11 protein-coding genes are annotated in these 16,993 nt (G+C 43.5%); all 11 read right to left on the bottom strand.

The features are described 5' to 3' along the window. Position 1: 1 nt before the first annotated feature. The 11 genes from V1499_RS02600 to V1499_RS02550 all read right to left on the bottom strand — a co-directional run bounded on the left by V1499_RS02600 (position 2) and on the right by V1499_RS02550 (position 16,556). Positions 2-565: a 4Fe-4S dicluster domain-containing protein gene (locus V1499_RS02600; RefSeq protein ID WP_048823358.1), complete on the bottom strand. Its 564-nt coding sequence runs from the start codon at positions 563-565 to the stop codon at positions 2-4. Continuing rightward, entirely contained in the window at positions 565-2,769 is a 2,205-nt protein-coding gene (locus V1499_RS02595) for a molybdopterin oxidoreductase family protein (protein ID WP_409273566.1), read from the bottom strand. The genes V1499_RS02600 and V1499_RS02595 overlap by 1 nt, the downstream gene beginning before the upstream one ends. Further along, positions 2,756-3,838 carry a hypothetical protein gene (locus V1499_RS02590; protein ID WP_409273565.1) on the bottom strand — a complete coding sequence of 361 codons (1,083 nt, stop codon included), beginning with the start codon at positions 3,836-3,838 and terminating at the stop codon, positions 2,756-2,758. Before V1499_RS02590 ends, V1499_RS02595 begins: the two co-directional genes overlap by 14 nt. Positions 3,839-4,059: 221 nt before the next feature. Next, positions 4,060-5,307 carry a hypothetical protein gene (locus tag V1499_RS02585; protein WP_409273563.1) on the bottom strand — a complete coding sequence of 416 codons (1,248 nt, stop codon included), beginning with the start codon at positions 5,305-5,307 and terminating at the stop codon, positions 4,060-4,062. A 90-nt stretch (positions 5,308-5,397) separates the two neighbouring features. Then, entirely contained in the window at positions 5,398-6,615 is a 1,218-nt protein-coding gene (locus V1499_RS02580) for an HD-GYP domain-containing protein (protein WP_409273561.1), read from the bottom strand. Between the two features lie 140 nt (positions 6,616-6,755). Continuing rightward, complete coding sequence (locus V1499_RS02575; RefSeq protein ID WP_409273560.1) at positions 6,756-7,988, bottom strand: ATP-binding protein; 1,233 nt, start codon at positions 7,986-7,988, stop codon at positions 6,756-6,758. A gap of 227 nt (positions 7,989-8,215) precedes the next feature. Next, a complete protein-coding gene (locus V1499_RS02570; protein WP_409273559.1) occupies positions 8,216-9,610 on the bottom strand; it encodes an amino acid permease in 1,395 nt (464 codons plus the stop codon). Positions 9,611-9,845: 235 nt separating this feature from the next. After that, entirely contained in the window at positions 9,846-11,144 is a 1,299-nt protein-coding gene (locus V1499_RS02565) for an ATP-binding protein (protein WP_409273558.1), read from the bottom strand. 189 nt (positions 11,145-11,333) lie between these two features. Further along, entirely contained in the window at positions 11,334-12,803 is a 1,470-nt protein-coding gene (locus V1499_RS02560; protein ID WP_409273556.1) for an alanine/glycine:cation symporter family protein, read from the bottom strand. Positions 12,804-13,018: 215 nt separating this feature from the next. Continuing rightward, positions 13,019-14,833 (bottom strand): ABC transporter ATP-binding protein, encoded by a 1,815-nt coding sequence (locus V1499_RS02555; RefSeq protein ID WP_409273555.1) that lies wholly within the window; start codon positions 14,831-14,833, stop codon positions 13,019-13,021. Further along, positions 14,814-16,556 carry an ABC transporter ATP-binding protein gene (locus V1499_RS02550; RefSeq protein WP_409273553.1) on the bottom strand — a complete coding sequence of 581 codons (1,743 nt, stop codon included), beginning with the start codon at positions 16,554-16,556 and terminating at the stop codon, positions 14,814-14,816. The genes V1499_RS02555 and V1499_RS02550 overlap by 20 nt, the downstream gene beginning before the upstream one ends. Positions 16,557-16,993: the final 437 nt, after the last annotated feature.

Genomic DNA, 16,993 nt, shown 5'->3' with positions numbered 1-16,993 from the left:
CCTAAAACAGTTTCGTGACACCCTGCAGAATACCAGGCAGGTTCACTTTGACGTTTGTTTCGCCTTCAAGGTACGGCAGGCTTGTTACCCATTTGCCGCCATTATCAAGATTGAATTGCTTTCTCTTCGCATCGATTTCCTCATCGGTCAGCCACTGCAATGTGTTCGTCGGGCAGACGCTCGCGCACATTGGCGGGATGCCGTCCTTTGAACGGTCGATACATAAGTCACATTTGTACATCAGGTTCTGCTCTGTATCAAATTTCGGGATGCCGTATGGGCAGGCAATCGTACAGTTTTGGCAGCCGATGCACTTCTCAACGAGTGCGGAAAGGACCGCGCCTGTTTCATGGATCTGGATGGCCTGGGCCGGACAGCTTCTTGCACATGCCGGGTTCACGCAGTGAAGGCACATAAGAGGCATCGTCTGCCGGTCAACAAGCGGATTCACGTCGTAAACGTAGTTCCTGTTCCGCTCTTCATGCCCGCCGCACTGAGTGCAGGCAGCAAGGCATGAGCGGCATCCTATACAGTTTTCAAGTTCTATATAAAGCCTCTTATCCATTATTGCACCTTCTTCAATTCGTGATTTGCGGCTTGCACCTTCTTGATCTGCGCAGCGCATGCCTTGAATTCCGGCATCCTGCTAATCGGGTCGAGCGCCGGGATTGTTAATAGGTTGATAGATTTTTCATGTCCCCATGAATAAGGAACGAAGACGGTATCTTTCCGGATTGCTTCTGTTATCTTTACCTGATAGACCGCTTCACCGCGCCGGGTGAAGAGGAGCACTCTTTCTTCGTGTTCAATGCCATATTTCGCGGCTGTTTCCGGGTGTACCTCGACAAACGGATCCGGGCACATATCATGCAAAAATTGGATTCTTCTAGTCTGGTTACCTGATAGATAATGGTAGACCACACGGCCAGTCGTCAGTCGGAGCGGGAATTCACCATCCGGCTCCTCTGCTGGAGGCGTGTATGGAAGGGCGAACAGCTTTGCTTTCCCGTCCGGATGGTAGAACTTTTTATCAAGGAATAAGTGTGGTGTTCCCTGGTCTTCCTCGCTCTTGCATGGCCAGAAGACGCCATCCTGTTTCTCAATCTTTTCCCATGTTACTCCCGAGTAATCCGCAATCCCGCCTTTTGAAGCGCGGCGCAGTTCATTGAAAATATCAAGCGGTGTTTTCAGGTGGGAGAAATATTGTCCGCGTCCCATCCGTTCTGCTATTTCAACTTGGATTTTCCAGTCAGGCTTGGATTCTCCAAGCGGATCTTGGGCGCGGTTGATTTTAATAATCCGGCCTTCAACATTCGTTGTCGTCCCTTCGTCCTCCGCCCAGGTGGTTGTCGGGAGAATGACGTCGGCGAACTCAGCGGACTCGGACATGTAAAAGTCGACACAGACCATGAAATCGAGATTCTTCATTTGTTCCCTTACATAATTCAGGTTAGGGGCGGATACGGCTGGATTGGAACAAAGCAGGTAAAGCGCCCTGATTGTCTTATTCTCCATAAGTCCGAACATTTCATAAGCGGAAACACCCGCTTCCGGCATTTCCTCCGGCTGAATTCCCCAAACTTCCGCGATTTCCCTGACATGCTCGGGATAGGCAATTTTACGGTAGCCTGGAAGCGCGTCGGCTTTTTGCCCGTGCTCACGGCCGCCTTGGCCGTTCCCCTGGCCTGTGATCGTTGCGACGCCTGACTTGGGGCGTCCGATTTTACCTGTGACAAGCGACATATTCACATAGGCTGAAACGTTGTCGACACCTTTTTGCTGCTGCTCGATCCCGCGGGCAAACATTACGATTGCATTCGGGGCCTTGCCGAACAATTCGGCGGCGCGGATGATTTTTTCCGGGGCGACGCCGGTAAGTTCACTTGTGTATTCAGGCGTGAATTCCTTTACGAGTTCCTTCAGTTCAGCAAACCCATTCGTATGGTTGTTTACGAATTCTTCATCGGCATAGCCGTTTTGGATGAGTAGATTTACAATACCATTTGCAAGTGCCAAATCTGTCCCCGGCATCAGATCAAGGTGGACATCTGCGCGCCTCGCGATTGGTGTTTCACGCGGATCAGCTATAATTAGATAGCCGCCGCGTTCCTGGACGTTCCAGACGCGGAACATCGAAGTAGGATGGCACTCAGCCGTGTTGCTGCCAGCGATGAACAGGCAGTCTGTTTCATGTACATCCGTCCATGGAACAGTCGAACCACGGTCAATCCCTAAAGAACGGTTCAAGCCTCCAGCTGCGCTCGACATACAGAAGCGGCCGTTGTAATCAATGTATCGTGTTTGCAACCCGACACGAGCGAACTTCCCGGTCAGATAACACTTTTCATTTGTCATCGAAACCCCGCCATAAACAGACAAGCTATCTTTTCCATATTCAGCCTGAAGTCTTTTGAAGTTCTTAACGATTAGGTCATACGCTTCATCCCAGGATGCTTCGCGGAATCCCTCTTTTGTTCCTTTTAAGGATTTATCATCACGGATTAACGGCTTTAGTATCCGGTCCGGGTGGTTGACCTGCTGGTAGGCGGTCACGCCTTTCGGGCACATTTTCCCAAGCGTCACCGGCCAGTCATAGCGAGGCTCAACGCCGATGATTTTATTCGTAACTGTATTTACCCTCAAGTTCATCCCGCACTGCATCGCGCAATAGCTGCAATGCGTTTTGACGAGCGTTTCGTTCGGATGTGTGAGGTTTTCAACTTCCTTGAAAAATTTATCTCGTTCGTTCCTGAACTCAGCCTTTTGCATTCTGGTTGGCCTCCTTGACTTTCACATGGTGGGTCGCAACTCCCGAAAACTGGGCGATTCGGTATTTCCGGCGGCATGGAAGGCAGAGCTCAGCAAGCTGGAAGCCTTCTTTGGACGTAAATTCAATATTGTTCATTCCGAGTACATCAATGACGTCATTTGATTGCTCGACAGAGACGAAGCCTGTTCCGCAAACCTTGCATTCCTTTGTTGCCTGCTCCGCATATTGTTCACGGTAGTTCCTTGCGAATACGCTTAAAGGACGGAACGGGATGTGGGCAAGTTTTCCGAACGGCATGTAAATAAGTGTGACGATAACCGAGTACTGGTGGATCAGTGACATCACCTGGTGGCCGAAGCCATGCAGCGCGATGTTGATAAATGTAAGGGCAAGCCCTGTAATTGACACAAACAGCAACAGGTAGAGCGGCAGGAAGTCGTACAGGAAAGTCTGCTCCGCGCGTGCCTGCATGTTCTTAAGGCGGCGGTACAGCGCCATCGAAACTCCGGTAATGACCATAAACGCCGAAATGTTCAGGGCGTTATACGATAAGAATGCGATAAAGCCATCAGCCGGGACCGTCATGATGTTCATCCCCATCAGGACGATTGTGTACATACCATTGTCCGCCATCGTAAAATACATCCAGCCAAAAACAAGTGGAAAAGTTACAAGAAGGGCTATCACGCAGCCCCAGCCCATCATGATATGCTGCGTCCAGCGGTACAGGCCCCTGTTCCAGATGAACCGGTATGTAACCAGCTGCTCCGTCGCCGTTTTGGGAGTCGTTTTTCTGAAAAGAAGCTTGATGCCCTTTTTAATAAAAATCTTTGTTGGAGGCCTTTCTCCCCAGGCGATGAACCTGTAGAAAAATCCGCCCAGGAAAACGATCGTCCCCACCATATACCCGTAAAGGTTCAAATCAACGTGGGTAAACATTCTCGTACCAATGAAAGATAGGATGACAAGGCCGCTCACCGCCAAAAACATCGACTTGGCAAAGCGGGATGCAAATGCATCGTTTACAGACCGGCCAGGTTTTTTTACAGTTTCAAGATTTGCCTGCATGGGAGTTCCTCCTTAAAAAATCGCACTTTCTTTTGTTACTCCCATTGTAAGAAAAACCGGCCTCCCGCCAGAATCAGGGTATTCCCCCATCCTCGGGGGAAAATCCCCTGAGTTCACGAGAATCCGACAAAGTTTAGACACAAAAGGGTGATAAATGGGGCAAGCCCTCTTTTTTAGAACAAAAAAGCCATTTCGGTGGGTATCCGAAATGGCTATATCGCTTATTCTTTTTTGAGCCGGTACTTTTTGTTCCAGGAGTAGAGGAGGAGGGAAAGGCCTATTGACAGTTGCATCGTAAAAATAAAGGCATCCCAGAATGCAGGGCTGCTTATTGGAGAATTAAAGCCTGGAATGACTATTTTCAAGGCATACAGCAATTGTGGAATATAAAATAATACAAACATAGCTAATGTAGCAGTTATACCAAAAATATAAAATACTGCGTAAATCCGGATAAAACTCCTCCCCTCAGGAGATTCCGAATTGCTGCGTTCTTTCCTTTTAAATCCAAGTTTCTCTTTAATTAATGTATTTGTACTTTCCATTAAATTATATACGCCTGTCTTATTCTCAATTACATAATATAAGTCGGTCTTCATATAGACTCCACACTGATAAACCATCCTCAGAATACAATCCAATACCAGCAATCTTAATACTGCAGAAAAAAATGTTCCTTCAGAAACAACTAATTGAAGAGACAACCCGCTAAAAAGGACAACAGTATCAAAACAGAGGCCCGAAAGGAAAAGAAAATTACGAGAATGTGGATTTAACGCCCAAGCTGCGGACATGTCTGTTTCAAAAACAACAATAAAAAGCCTATGCCCAATTCCTAGTTTTGCGGGAAGGTTATTGGCTCTAAGCGCCAATATATGGCCAAATTCATGAAATAGAATCGTAGTAAACGTTATACCAATCCAAAACAGCATACTCAGTGTTATTGTGTTAAAGACAAAGATATCTTTGAAATTTGGCAGAAGATAAGGATACAGGCCCATCAAGAACAAACATCCAATAAATATTATCCAATAAAACCATTTCATGCTTTTATGAAAAAAAAATTTTCCCAATCTCTCGGGAATCCATTTAAAACCAGCTTCTTTTTTCCTCTCCTGGTTAAATACCAGTTCATGTCCATCTATCGATTTTATCAAGTTATAGTCTAATAGTTGTTCAACAAATTCATAGATACTTGCAGCTTCATTTTGATATACTTTTGCAAGTTCCTCTTCAGTTTGTTTAATAGTGAGTCCATTAGAAAAACATTCCAAAGCTGTAACACAGATTTCTGGCATTTCATAAAAGTCACCTGTTTCAATATTTTCAACTATATAATGTTTTTGATCTTTTCTAACTCGTACCGGAACCAGTAGTAAAATTGACATATTTGAAAATTTATTATTTATAAGTATCACCCTTATTAAGAAAAATAGAAAAGGATGCCATGTATTTTTGTACATTCGCATCCTTTAGTATCCTTTTAATTTACTGTTAGAACGGGAAAAATGGACACCACCAGCAAGAAGTAGTTCTAATTTTATTCAACTTTTTGATTTTCATAGAGTTTCACCTCCTCTTGCTAATAATCCAAAGTCAATATTTTTCCATAATAATGATTCATTTGTAGATGTGTTATTTTGATGAATTTTAATCCAGGAAGGATAGACTTCCTTAAATTCCTTTACCAAATCCGGATCAAATTGGGTACCCGCCCCCTGAATGATTCGCTCATAAGCTTCTTCAACCGGCATTGCACCTCTATATGACCTTGAGGAGGTCATGGCATCAAATGCATCAGCTATAGCTGCAACACGAGCAAGATAAGGAATTTCATTGCCTTTTAATTGGTAAGGGTATCCCTTGCCATCCCACCGTTCGTGATGGTATAGGATGACATCAAGATTATCTTTAAACCCTTCTACTGTAGAAATTGCCTGTGCACCTACAGCAGGGTGGGATTTAATTATCTCATATTCTTCTTTAGTTAAACTCGTAGGTTTCATTAAAATTTGGTCAGGAATATGAATTTTCCCAATATCATGAAGCAGGCATGCATAATTAAACGCTTTTAATTCTTCCTTTGAAAACTTTCCGATTTTTTCGGCTAACAATAGGGCATATGCCGCAACTCTTTCACTGTGGCCTTTTGTATAGGGATCTTTTAATTCCAATGTAGCTATTATTCCTTTTACAATACCCATTAATTGCTTGTCATAGGAAGACTTAACCGCATTTACATAAGCCTGAAATCGATTTAATAGAATATAAGCGAATACTGAAATAATAATTACCAATAAAATAGGAAATAAGACATTCGCAGATTTAATAATTATCCCTAAAAATATATACTTTAATAATACTCCTATTGATACTACCCTGAAAAAAAGGCTATTCACGAATATCGGAGACATTAATAACCAAAGGATTTCCACGACATTGCCGTTTGCATATCTATCAGGATTTCCTATATATATAATCAACTCATTAATTAGCATTAATAACATATATACGATAAAGTATAAATATTTGATATGGTGAGTTTTGTTGGTTTTATCCAAATGAACAGCAATTGGAATTAGACCGAATAAAACTAAATATATCCAGTATTCGTACAAATTTGAAGTATTCACATTTGTATGTTTAATAAAGATTGGGATTACAAAATCATAAAATATGTCAAATAATATGGAAATCAGATAAAAGAAAACTAAAAACCATTTAACGGTCCTTCGTTCTTCCAGCAATATATTTTGATCTCTTAAGTATGTCTGCATATGTGACCTCATTACACGGTGTATTTGTGGAAAAAACTACATCCTTCTCTATTATAAAACATTTTTTTCATATGTTGTATAGCACTTAATTCATAATTTGTGTATATAAACTGAAGTTTTCACACTCTTCTATTAAATAACTATAAAACTTCAGGTAATAAAATGCTGATTTTTGTCCCTTCCTCTACTTTACTATCTATTAATATTTCTCCTCCATGGTCCTTAATAATTTGGTTTGTTACCATTAATCCTAAACCGGTCCCCTCAAATTTCGTGGTAAAAAAAGGATCGAAAAGCTTCCTAATATTGCTTGGAGGTATGCCGTGTCCATTATCTTCAACCACAGTTATAATCCTATTATTATCAGTTCTATTAATTGCAATTCTAATATAGCCACAATCATCTACCGCTTCAACTGAGTTCTTTACCAGATTTATGACAACTTGCTTTAATTGACCTTCATCACCGTTTATGTAATATGGCTTTGTGTCATAGTCCTTTATAAATTCAATACGTTTACCCATTGCAAATTGTTCAGCAATTGCCAAGCCATATTCTACAGTATCCTTAAGATTAATTTTATTCATTAATGTATTCTTTGGTTTACCAAGTATCATTAAGTCGCTAACTATAGAATTAATCCGATCTATTTCCTGATTCATGATTGGAGAATAGTCTGTTTTTCCTTCGAGAGACTCTTGCTGAAGCTTTACAAACCCTTTTAATGAAGTTAATGGATTTTTAATTTCATGGGCAATGCCGGTTGCCATCTGCCCAATGCTGGCCAACTTTTCAGTATTGTTGAGGTCCTCATAAACTTTTGTCAGCGCATTAACAAACGATGTAAAGCGATTTAATAATATATAGGACATTAAACTAATTACAATACATAAGACTATAGGCATAAATGACCCGACATTTTTGAAAAGCAAACCGAATACCGCATACTTACACACTGTTCCCAGACTAACTGTCCAATAAAAACGTTTATTCACAAAAATTGGAGAGAGTAAAAGGAAAACAACTTCAGCAAAGTTTCCTCCGAAAACACCCTTACCTAAATGAGTGTACATATAAACTAAGAAAGCAAAATCGAACAAAGAAAAACTAATAAATGCAAAATATTTTATAAAGTAAGGAGATCTTGTTTTCGTTAAATATAAAGATATTGGCAGCAATAAAATAACAAGAGCATAATACCACGCAAAATCCCACGGTTTAAAAGCTTCCATCCTGACGGTGGCAGGCCCTTTGTAAAGTAAATAAAATAATAAATCTATACCGATAAATGTAATATAGAATATTAAGAAAAAAAGTTTAAGAGCTTTTACTTCTTCTGAAACCATTCGAACGTCTTGCAATTTTCCGGTCATCAGCTTTCTCCCTTAATGTTTAAGTTTATTCCTCCTTTATATTACCATCTTTCCACGATAGTTAATTACATATTTTTTAAAAAAACTCCAAAATTCGTCATTTTTCGCATTATTTCCACCTCCTACACAATTAGATGCCTTTCAGTTTCACGTGATTGCAAAAAAGGAGGCCCTTTTTCAGGCCTCCTTTTGCTAACTGGGAATACTGTTTCAGCAATATCTGCTTCTTAATTGGAATTATTTAAAACCGAGTGCTTTCTTCCGTAAACAAAATAAACAACGAGCCCGATTGCGAGCCAGGTTAGGAATCCTTTCCTGGTAGCCGAAGGGAGTTGGGTGGCAAGGTAGCCGCAGGATAAGAACGCCAGAATCGGAATGGCCGGTACGAAAGGTACCCGGAAGCCTTTACCGGTAGGTGTGTAATGTTTGCGGAGATACAAAATGCCGATTGACACAGTCATAAAGGCAAACAATGTGCCGATGTTAACGAGTTCAGCAAGCCTGTTCAGCGGGACAACACCCGCGAATACGGCAACCATCAGGAACGTAATCCATGAGTTTACGACTGGTGTCTGTTTCTTTTGGTCAACTTTTGAAAAGGCCTTTGGAAGGAGCCCGTCCCTTGACATGGCATAGAATAGACGGGTCTGGCCGTACAGCATGACCAAAAGAACGGTCGTGATGCCTGTAATGGCGCCAACGGAAATGAATCCGGCCACCCAATCCTGATGGATATAGTTCAGGGCAAATGCGACAGGATTTTTTACGTTCAACTGATCATAAGGAACAATCCCGGTAAGAACTAGCGATACAACAACATATAAGATTGTACATACAAGCAAGGACACAATAATTCCGATTGGCATGTTCCGCTGCGGATTTCTTACTTCCTCCGCCGCTGTCGAAACAGCATCAAAGCCAATGTAGGCAAAAAACACAGTCGCCGCGCCCGTTGTTACTCCCGAAAAACCGAATGGCATGAACGGTGTCCAATTCGCAGGCTCGACATACCAGACGCCTACGCCAATAAACAGCAAAATAACAGCAACTTTTATGATTACCATTATCGTATTGAAACGTGACGATTTCTTAACGCCCTGTGTCAAAAGCAATGTAATGAGGAAAAGAATACAAATAGCCGGCAAATCAATATACGTCCCTTTCACCGGGTCGTATGCGCTTGAAAGGGCGGTAGGGATGTGAATGCCGAATCCTGCCAGCAATCCTTGGAAATAGCCGGACCAGCCGCTTGCCACCGCAGATGAGGCAAGCCCGTATTCCAATACCAACACCCAGCCGAGAATCCAGGCGATGAGTTCACCGAAGGCCGCGTAACTGTATGTGTATGCACTTCCGGATACAGGAACGGTCGATGCAAATTCCGCATAACAGAGGGCGGCAAATACACAGGCAAGCCCTGATAAGATGAACGAAAGAATCAGTGCCGGACCGGCATGGGTCGCTGCTGCGACCCCTGTCAGTACAAAAATGCCCGTTCCGATGATTGCTCCAATACCGAGCATAGATAAATCAAAAGCGCCCAGGTCCTTCTTAAGCTTGATATCCTTTTTTCCGGCTTCCAAAAGAAGCTGTTCAATTGATTTTTTCCTAAATAGGTTCATGATGTCCCCCTTGGTGAACATTAACAATTTTCTGAAATTATTCCCTAAAAATTCATAAAGCTATTCTATAATACTTCCCTAATTATTCAATAATTTTCAAAAAATAATTTCATATAAATTATTCCAAGGTTTCATGCTTTTTCCTATTATTTATATCACTTCATTTCTTTTAATTCCCTATTTTTTTGAATAATAAAAGGTTTTCGCCTATGTGGCAAAAACCCGTAAATTAATTTTATTTTGCTACTTTCAAGACCGTCTGGGTTTGGTGAGAGCAGCCCTTTTTGGTTATCGGCATGAGCAGCGTCACTTTTGTTCCTTTTTCCAATTCGCTCGAGTAAAAGGCACGGCCGCCCATTTCATTGATGATTCTAAGAGATACACAAGTACCTAGGCCGGTCCCTCTTTCCTTTGTCGTGTAAAAAAGCGTACCAATCCTTGAAAGCTGTTCTTTTGTCATTCCCCTTCCGTTATCGGTAATTTCAATGACCGCCTGGCCCTCTTTACTATAAAGCCTGACGGAGACCAGACCTCCTTCCTGCGTGGCTTCAATCGCATTTTTCACCAGGTTGACGATCGCCTGCTTCAGCTGGTTCCGGTCCGTTTCAATTTGGAGGTGTTCCTTTGACAGGCTCCCCTCCAGTGCGACTCCTCCTTTGGCGGCAAGCGGGTTAAGAAGTGCAATGATTTCAGAGAGCGCTTCATTGTAGCTGCATTCTTCGATTTTATGGAACTGGGGCTTTGCAAAATTTAGATAGTCGCTAAGGATCATTTCCGCGCGCCCCACTTCACTTAAGGCAAGGGTAAGATATTCATGGTTTTTGCCGGTTTCATTTTGGTGCATAAGCTGCATAAACCCTTTTACTACTGTTAGGGGGTTTCTTACCTCATGGGCAAAAGAGGCGGCGAGTTCTCCCATTGTGTTCAATTTCTCGCTTCTTAGTATATCGTCCCTCATTTTTTCCCTCTCAATAATTTCCTCAATCAATCTTGCGGCGAACCCGATTCCCACAATACTGATAACTCCAAACAAGATAATATCCGGTGATAATATCAAATCCTTATTCAAAGGCTTCCCGGCAAGGGTGCGGAAAGTCGCAAACATACCAAAACTAAAGGAAATAGACCACACGCTCCCAAGAATAGCTAATTTTATTCGTTTTGAAGGTGTGTATGCCCAGAACTTTTTATACCAGAAAATCGCGAAAACAACAGTCGCAATGCTTGTGAAGTAACTGTAAATAACGGCCTCTCCACCAATAAATGTCCTGGTTATGAGTATGACCGAGAAAACAATGAGCCCCGCTCCAGGCCCCCCATACAGGAGCGCCAATACAAATGGGACAAACCGCAGATCCCAATGGAACCCTTCAAATTGATAGGAAAAAACGACACATAAAAAGGCGGCACCGCCCTGGAAAATCCCAAAAATCAAGCTATTATTCTCCAACCGCCTGTTTTCAGGCAAAAGGCTGAAGAGGAGTACGGGGGCCAAAATGAGTAGGGCCTGAAGAAGAAGTTTTTCCTCGATCATCGTATACACCCAATTTCTTATCTGACTATTTTGTTATATTTATTTTACGACAAATCTCTAGCCATTCCTTCATTTCCCACCTATTTTTCGTCCGACAATTACTTAGCATTTCCCCTAAAAAACGACATATGGAGTTCATCTGGGCATGAAAAAGCGGGATGCTTTGCACCCCGTTCCAATAAAACAAACCTATGATACTTTTTCAGTTTCTTCCGATTTATAACCATCTTCCCAATACTCGGCGTTTCTAATGCCAAGCTCCTTGGAGTTGAATACAGGATCCAAGCCGGCCTTTTTCTGTTCCTCGTAATCCTTCAGAGCCATAAGTGCAGGTTTAGCCAGAATGACTATCGCAATAAGGTTAAGCCATACCATGATGCCAAGGCCGACATCCCCGAGGGCCCAGGCGAGTTTTGCTGTTTTAACCGCGCCATAAAAAGTTGAAGCCATCAATACAATCTTAAGTACGAACATCGGCCATTTGCTGTTCATTCCCCTTGTCAGGTAGGCGATGTTCGTTTCAGCGATATAGTAGTAAGCCATAATGGTAGTAAATGCGAAAAAGAAAAGTGCGATAGCAACAAACCCTGCGCCAAACCCTGGCAATGCGGTATCAACAGCCGCCTGTGTATATCCTGGCCCCGCTTCCACCCCCGGCAGATTATGTATGATAAATGTCTTTTCAGTTGAATCACTTGGATCTACAGTGTTGTACATACCCGTAAAAAGAATCATGAAGGCTGTGGCTGAACAAACAAATAATGTATCAATGTAAACCGAAAAAGCCTGTACAAGCCCTTGCTTTGCCGGATGGGATACTTCAGCCGCACCCGCAGCATGCGCTCCAGTTCCCTGGCCGGCTTCGTTGGAATAAATTCCTCGCTTAACGCCCCACTGGATGGCCAAGCCAAGCAGCGCCCCGAACGCTGCGTCCGCACCGAAAGCGCTTCTAAATATCAACGAGAAAACAGCCGGTACTTCTGTAAAATTAACTGCGACAATATAGAGGGAAACAAGAATATAGCCAAGGGCCATAAATGGAACCACGTACGAAGCAACGATGGAAATCCTTTTTACTCCCCCAAAAATAATCGCACCAAGAATAATGACAATGATCGCTCCTGTGATGGCCCTGTCCACTTTGAATGCGTTTTCAATTCCAATCGCGATCGAATTGGATTGGATGCCTGGCATGAGGAAGCTCATTGCGACCAAAGCCGATAGTGCAAACAAGATTCCGTACCATTTCATTCCCATGCCCTTTTCAATGTAATAGGCCGGTCCCCCGCGGTACTCCCCGTCCTGCTTCACTTTGTAAATCTGCGCGAGAGTCGATTCGACAAATGCTGTCCCGGCGCCGATAAAGGCAATCGCCCACATCCAGAACACAGCACCCGGGCCTCCGAAAGCGATGGCTGTGGCTGTACCCGCGATATTACCCGTTCCCACTCGTCCTGAAAGGGCAAGAGAAAGCGCCTGGAATGATGAAACACCCGCGTCCGAGCTTTTCCCCTGGAACATTAGCATGATCATATCCTTAATGTGCCTTACTTGAAGAAAGCGGGTACGGAATGAAAAGTATAGCCCTACCCCAATACAAAATACAATCATGGGCGTACTCCAAAGCCAGCCATTCAACCCATCAACAAATTCGTTCACAAGCATCCCTCACATTTTAAATTTCCAATTCATTCAGAATTATAAAATAAACTTTCCCTGTAAACACACACCTTAATCACACTATTTGAAATACTCTTACAATTATTCGGACAAACAGGTTGTTTTTTAAGGGTAAACACTGAAATAAACGAATTTTATAAACGTTTTAATAGATTAAAAACCAAATAAAAAGGCTAGGGGATTCGCCCCTCAGCCTAGTTTCGATTATTATTCAATTCATAATAAAATCCTTTATTCCTCAGAAGGGAATCGTGGTTCCCTTCCTCAATAATCTCCCCATTTTGAAGGACAAGGATTTTGTCGGCATTGCGAATCGTGTTCAAACGATGGGCAATTACAAAGCTGGTCCTACCCTCCATCAGCCTTCCAAGCGCATCCTGGATTTTCAGTTCGGTTATCGTATCGATTGAACTTGTCGCTTCATCCAATATCAAAATGGATGGATCAGCCAGGATTGCCCTCGCAATTGATAAGAGCTGTTTTTGTCCCTGTGAAATACCGCTTCCATCCTGTTTCAGGACGGTATGATAACCCTCCGGCATCTTCTCAATGAAGGAATGGGCATTGGCCATTTTCGCAGCTTCCACTACTTCCTCGTCGGTCGCATCGAGCCTACCATAGCGGATGTTCTCCAAAATCGGACCCTCGAACAGAAAGGAATCCTGGAGTACAAAGCCCATATGGCTGCGGAGGGTTTTTCTTTTAACAGCGGATGTATCATGTCCATCAATCAATATCGCTCCGCTATCAGGGTCATAGAACCGTGATAGCAGATTGATGATTGTTGACTTTCCGGCACCCGTCGGGCCGACAAGCGCAACCATCTCTCCAGGGTGGACCAGGAATGAAACATCCCTGATTGTATTTCCTTCCTTTTCATAAGAGAACGAAACGTTACGGAATTCCACCTCGCCCTTTACATCTTCAAGCTCGATGGCGCCGGATTCATTCATCGATTCGGCATCTTCATCCAGAATTTCAAATACTCTCTCCGCCCCCGCAACCGCGGACAGAAGTGTGTTGAACTGGTTCGCCAAATCGTTCAAGGGCCTTGTAAACTGGCGGGAATACTCAGCGAAGACGATGATAACCCCAATTGTAATCATCCCATTCAAAGCGAAAATTCCGCCGATTGCTGCGATAATCGTAAAGCTGACATTGTTGAGGACGTTCATGAGCTTTGGAATGAACCCGGAAAAAGTTTGCGCCCAAAAGCCCGACTGCCTTAACCGGCGATTTTTTTCAAGGAAAGCTTCTATCGCTTTCTGCTCCTGCGAAAAGGTTTTGACAATCCGCTGCCCAGAAATCGTCTCTTCAATGTATCCATTAATTTCTCCAAGGTTCCGCTGTTGTTCTTTAAATAATATCCCTGTCCGATTCGTAATCCATTTCATTCCCAGGAACATGAGCGGAACAATTGTGAGAGAAATCAGTGTCAATAGCGGACTGAGCCATACCATGACGGAAATGGTGCCGACAAGCATGAGCACACTTGAAAAGATTTGGATGACAGAGCTGTTCAGAGTTGAGCTGACATTTTCAATATCGTTCGTCACACGGCTCATCAGTTCGCCAGATTGCCTTTTATCAAAGAAGGAGATAGGCAGCCGGTGAAGGTGGCTGAACAAATCGGTCCTCAGCCTGGATACGGTATCCTGGGCAATCCCGATCATCAGATAGCCCTGCAGGAAATTTGAAAGTGAAAACAAGATATACACCCCGAGGATTCCCGCAAGCAAAAGCGGAAGCCCCGTAGTTTCCTTTGTAACAATGTAATCGTCGACCGTCCTGCCAATCAGTATTGGTCCAAGAAGGGAAAGTCCCGTGCTAAGGATGACGAGGAACAGGACGACTGTTATGCCGCCTTTTTTTACAGAAAGATAATCCCATAATCGTCTAATCGTGCCCGCCCAGTTTTTTGCCTTGGCCTTTTTCCTAGGCTCAGGCGCGCCTTTAGCCTTCAGGACCGGCTTCGGATACAAAAAAGGCCTAGTTAATACCTTCAGCATATAATCTGTTCTCCTCTTCAAGCTGGGTTTCGTAAATTCTCCTGTAAAGCGGCTCCGTCCTCATTAGCATCGCATGGGTTCCGGCAGCCTTAATCTTTCCGTCCTCGAGCAGGAGGATGGAATCGGCGCTCATCGCGGTCGAAATCTTTTGCGTAATGATTAGAGTTGTGCATTTGTACTGTTTCAAGGCCTTCAAGAGGCTGGCTTCGGTCTTTAAATCAAGCGCGCTTGTGCTATCGTCAAGAAGAAGGATTTTCGGCTTCCTGACAAGGGCCCTGGCAATTGAAATCCGCTGCTTCTGACCGCCTGACAGGTTAACCCCTTTTTGGCCGATCCTCGATTGGTAGCCTTCCGGGAAGTTTTCGATGGACTCATGGATTTGGGCATTCACCGCTGCTTCAGTAATCTCTTGTTCAGTAGCGTTTTCTTTCCCCCACGAGATGTTTTCCGCGACTGTTCCTGTAAAAAGAAGGACATCCTGCGGCACATACCCGATTTGCCTTCTCAGTGTTTCAAGTTTCATTTTGCGGATGTCGGTTCCATCAATCAGAATTTCTCCATCCGTGACATCATAGAGCCGGGGGATCAACTGGAATAAAGAAGTCTTGCCCGACCCTGTTGCGCCAAGGATGGCAATGGTTGAACCAGCCTTGGCCATAAACGATACATGTTCAAGAACCGGCGTATTCGTGCCAGGATACTGGAAGGAGACGGATTTGAATTCAATTTTCCCATAAGGAACAGCCTTTTCCTTGTGCGGCAACGGAGAATCCACGAGGTCAACCTCAGTATCGAACACTTCGGCAATCCTCTGGCCTGATGCCCTCGCTCTTGAAAAAACCATGATGATCATTGAAACTATCGAAAGGGCGGATGTGATTCTTGTTCCATAGTTGATGATTGCGACAACTTCCCCTACCTTGATTTGGCCAGTACTCACTTCAATGCTGCCAAACCATAGCACGGCAAGAATCCCCGCATTCATTGCAAGCATCAGGACCGGGGTCGTGTATTCAATCAACCTGAATGCGGAAACGGTCTTTTCCCTTAGGTGCCCATTTGCCTCTTTAAATCGGCCGATCTCGTGCCTTCCGCGTAAAAAAGCTTTGATAAGCCTCATTGCGGTCAGGTTTTCCCTTAGAACCGAGTTGACCCGGTCCAGGTTTTTTTGCATCATTAGGAAATAGCCCCGAGCTTTCGTCATCGCCCATGTGAGAAAAAAGATAAGAAATGGTGTGACCCCTGCCAGGATTAAACCGAGTTTCAGGTCGACCACCATTGCCATCACAAGTCCGCCGATAATCAGGAGCGGTGCCCGGAGCATGATTCTCAGACTCATGAAAACCGTATTTTGGATCATCGTAACATCATTCGTCATCCTTGTTACAAGGGATGACGTCGAGAAGCGATCAAAATTGGCAAAGGAAAAGGATTGGACTTTTTCAAAAAGCGCTTTCCGCACATCATAGCCAAAGCTTTGGCTGGCGTGGCCGGCGTAAAAAGAATTAAGAATACCCGCCGCAAACGCAAGAGCTGAAACTCCGAGCATGATTGCCCCACCCTGCAGGACAAGGTCGAGATCTTTTTTCAGGACGCCTTCATCAATGATTCTTGCCATCAGCAATGGCTGCCACAGTTCGACGATCAATTCGACGAACATGAGGAAAAGCGCAATTGCCATATGGATTCGGTATGATTTTAAATAAGAAAAAATTTTTGACACCGTCTGCCACCTGCCTGAATGGATATATCCCAAGCTGCGGTACCGGAGGCCAGTACCAATGCAATACTTCGGAAATCTAAATATTCTTGCAAATCCATCATACTGCTTTTTACCAATTTTTTAAATCATTATGTAAAAATTTTATTTAACAAAAATTTAGTTGACGTTTAAAGTTTTACATGCTATAATTAAAAAATTGTTTGATCGAGTAACTTGAACGTGCGGATTGCAAAGTAATTTAGACTGGCATTCTGCTATTGTTTTATATAGAAGGACTTATTCACACTGGAGCGGCTTCGGAGCCGCAAGGATGTAAGAGAGGCAGGGCTTACGTCGTTTAGGTTTAAACAACCAGGTGGAATTTGGACCGCGGCAAATTGATTGTTCACATTAAACAATCCTAACTTTAATTTTTACCTTGCAACAAGCTGCAAGTT

The sequence above is a fragment of the Neobacillus oceani genome, assembly GCF_046237595.1.
Taxonomy (GTDB): Bacteria; Bacillota; Bacilli; order Bacillales; family Cytobacillaceae; genus Bacillus_D; species Bacillus_D oceani.
Note: the sequence above shows the minus strand (reverse complement) of the source record. Positions and strands in the feature narration are given on the sequence as shown.

Bases quoted from the DNA above. Each gene is read 5' to 3' on its own strand.
- V1499_RS02600 (WP_048823358.1), bottom strand. From the start codon at position 565: ATGGATAAGAGGCTTTATATAGAACTTGAAAACTGTATAGGATGCCGC.
- V1499_RS02595 (WP_409273566.1), bottom strand. From the start codon at position 2,769: ATGCAAAAGGCTGAGTTCAGGAACGAACGAGATAAATTTTTCAAGGAA.
- V1499_RS02590 (WP_409273565.1), bottom strand. From the start codon at position 3,838: ATGCAGGCAAATCTTGAAACTGTAAAAAAACCTGGCCGGTCTGTAAAC.
- V1499_RS02585 (WP_409273563.1), bottom strand. From the start codon at position 5,307: ATGCGAATGTACAAAAATACATGGCATCCTTTTCTATTTTTCTTAATA.
- V1499_RS02580 (WP_409273561.1), bottom strand. From the start codon at position 6,615: ATGCAGACATACTTAAGAGATCAAAATATATTGCTGGAAGAACGAAGG.
- V1499_RS02575 (WP_409273560.1), bottom strand. From the start codon at position 7,988: ATGACCGGAAAATTGCAAGACGTTCGAATGGTTTCAGAAGAAGTAAAA.
- V1499_RS02570 (WP_409273559.1), bottom strand. From the start codon at position 9,610: ATGAACCTATTTAGGAAAAAATCAATTGAACAGCTTCTTTTGGAAGCC.
- V1499_RS02565 (WP_409273558.1), bottom strand. From the start codon at position 11,144: ATGATCGAGGAAAAACTTCTTCTTCAGGCCCTACTCATTTTGGCCCCC.
- V1499_RS02555 (WP_409273555.1), bottom strand. From the start codon at position 14,833: ATGCTGAAGGTATTAACTAGGCCTTTTTTGTATCCGAAGCCGGTCCTG.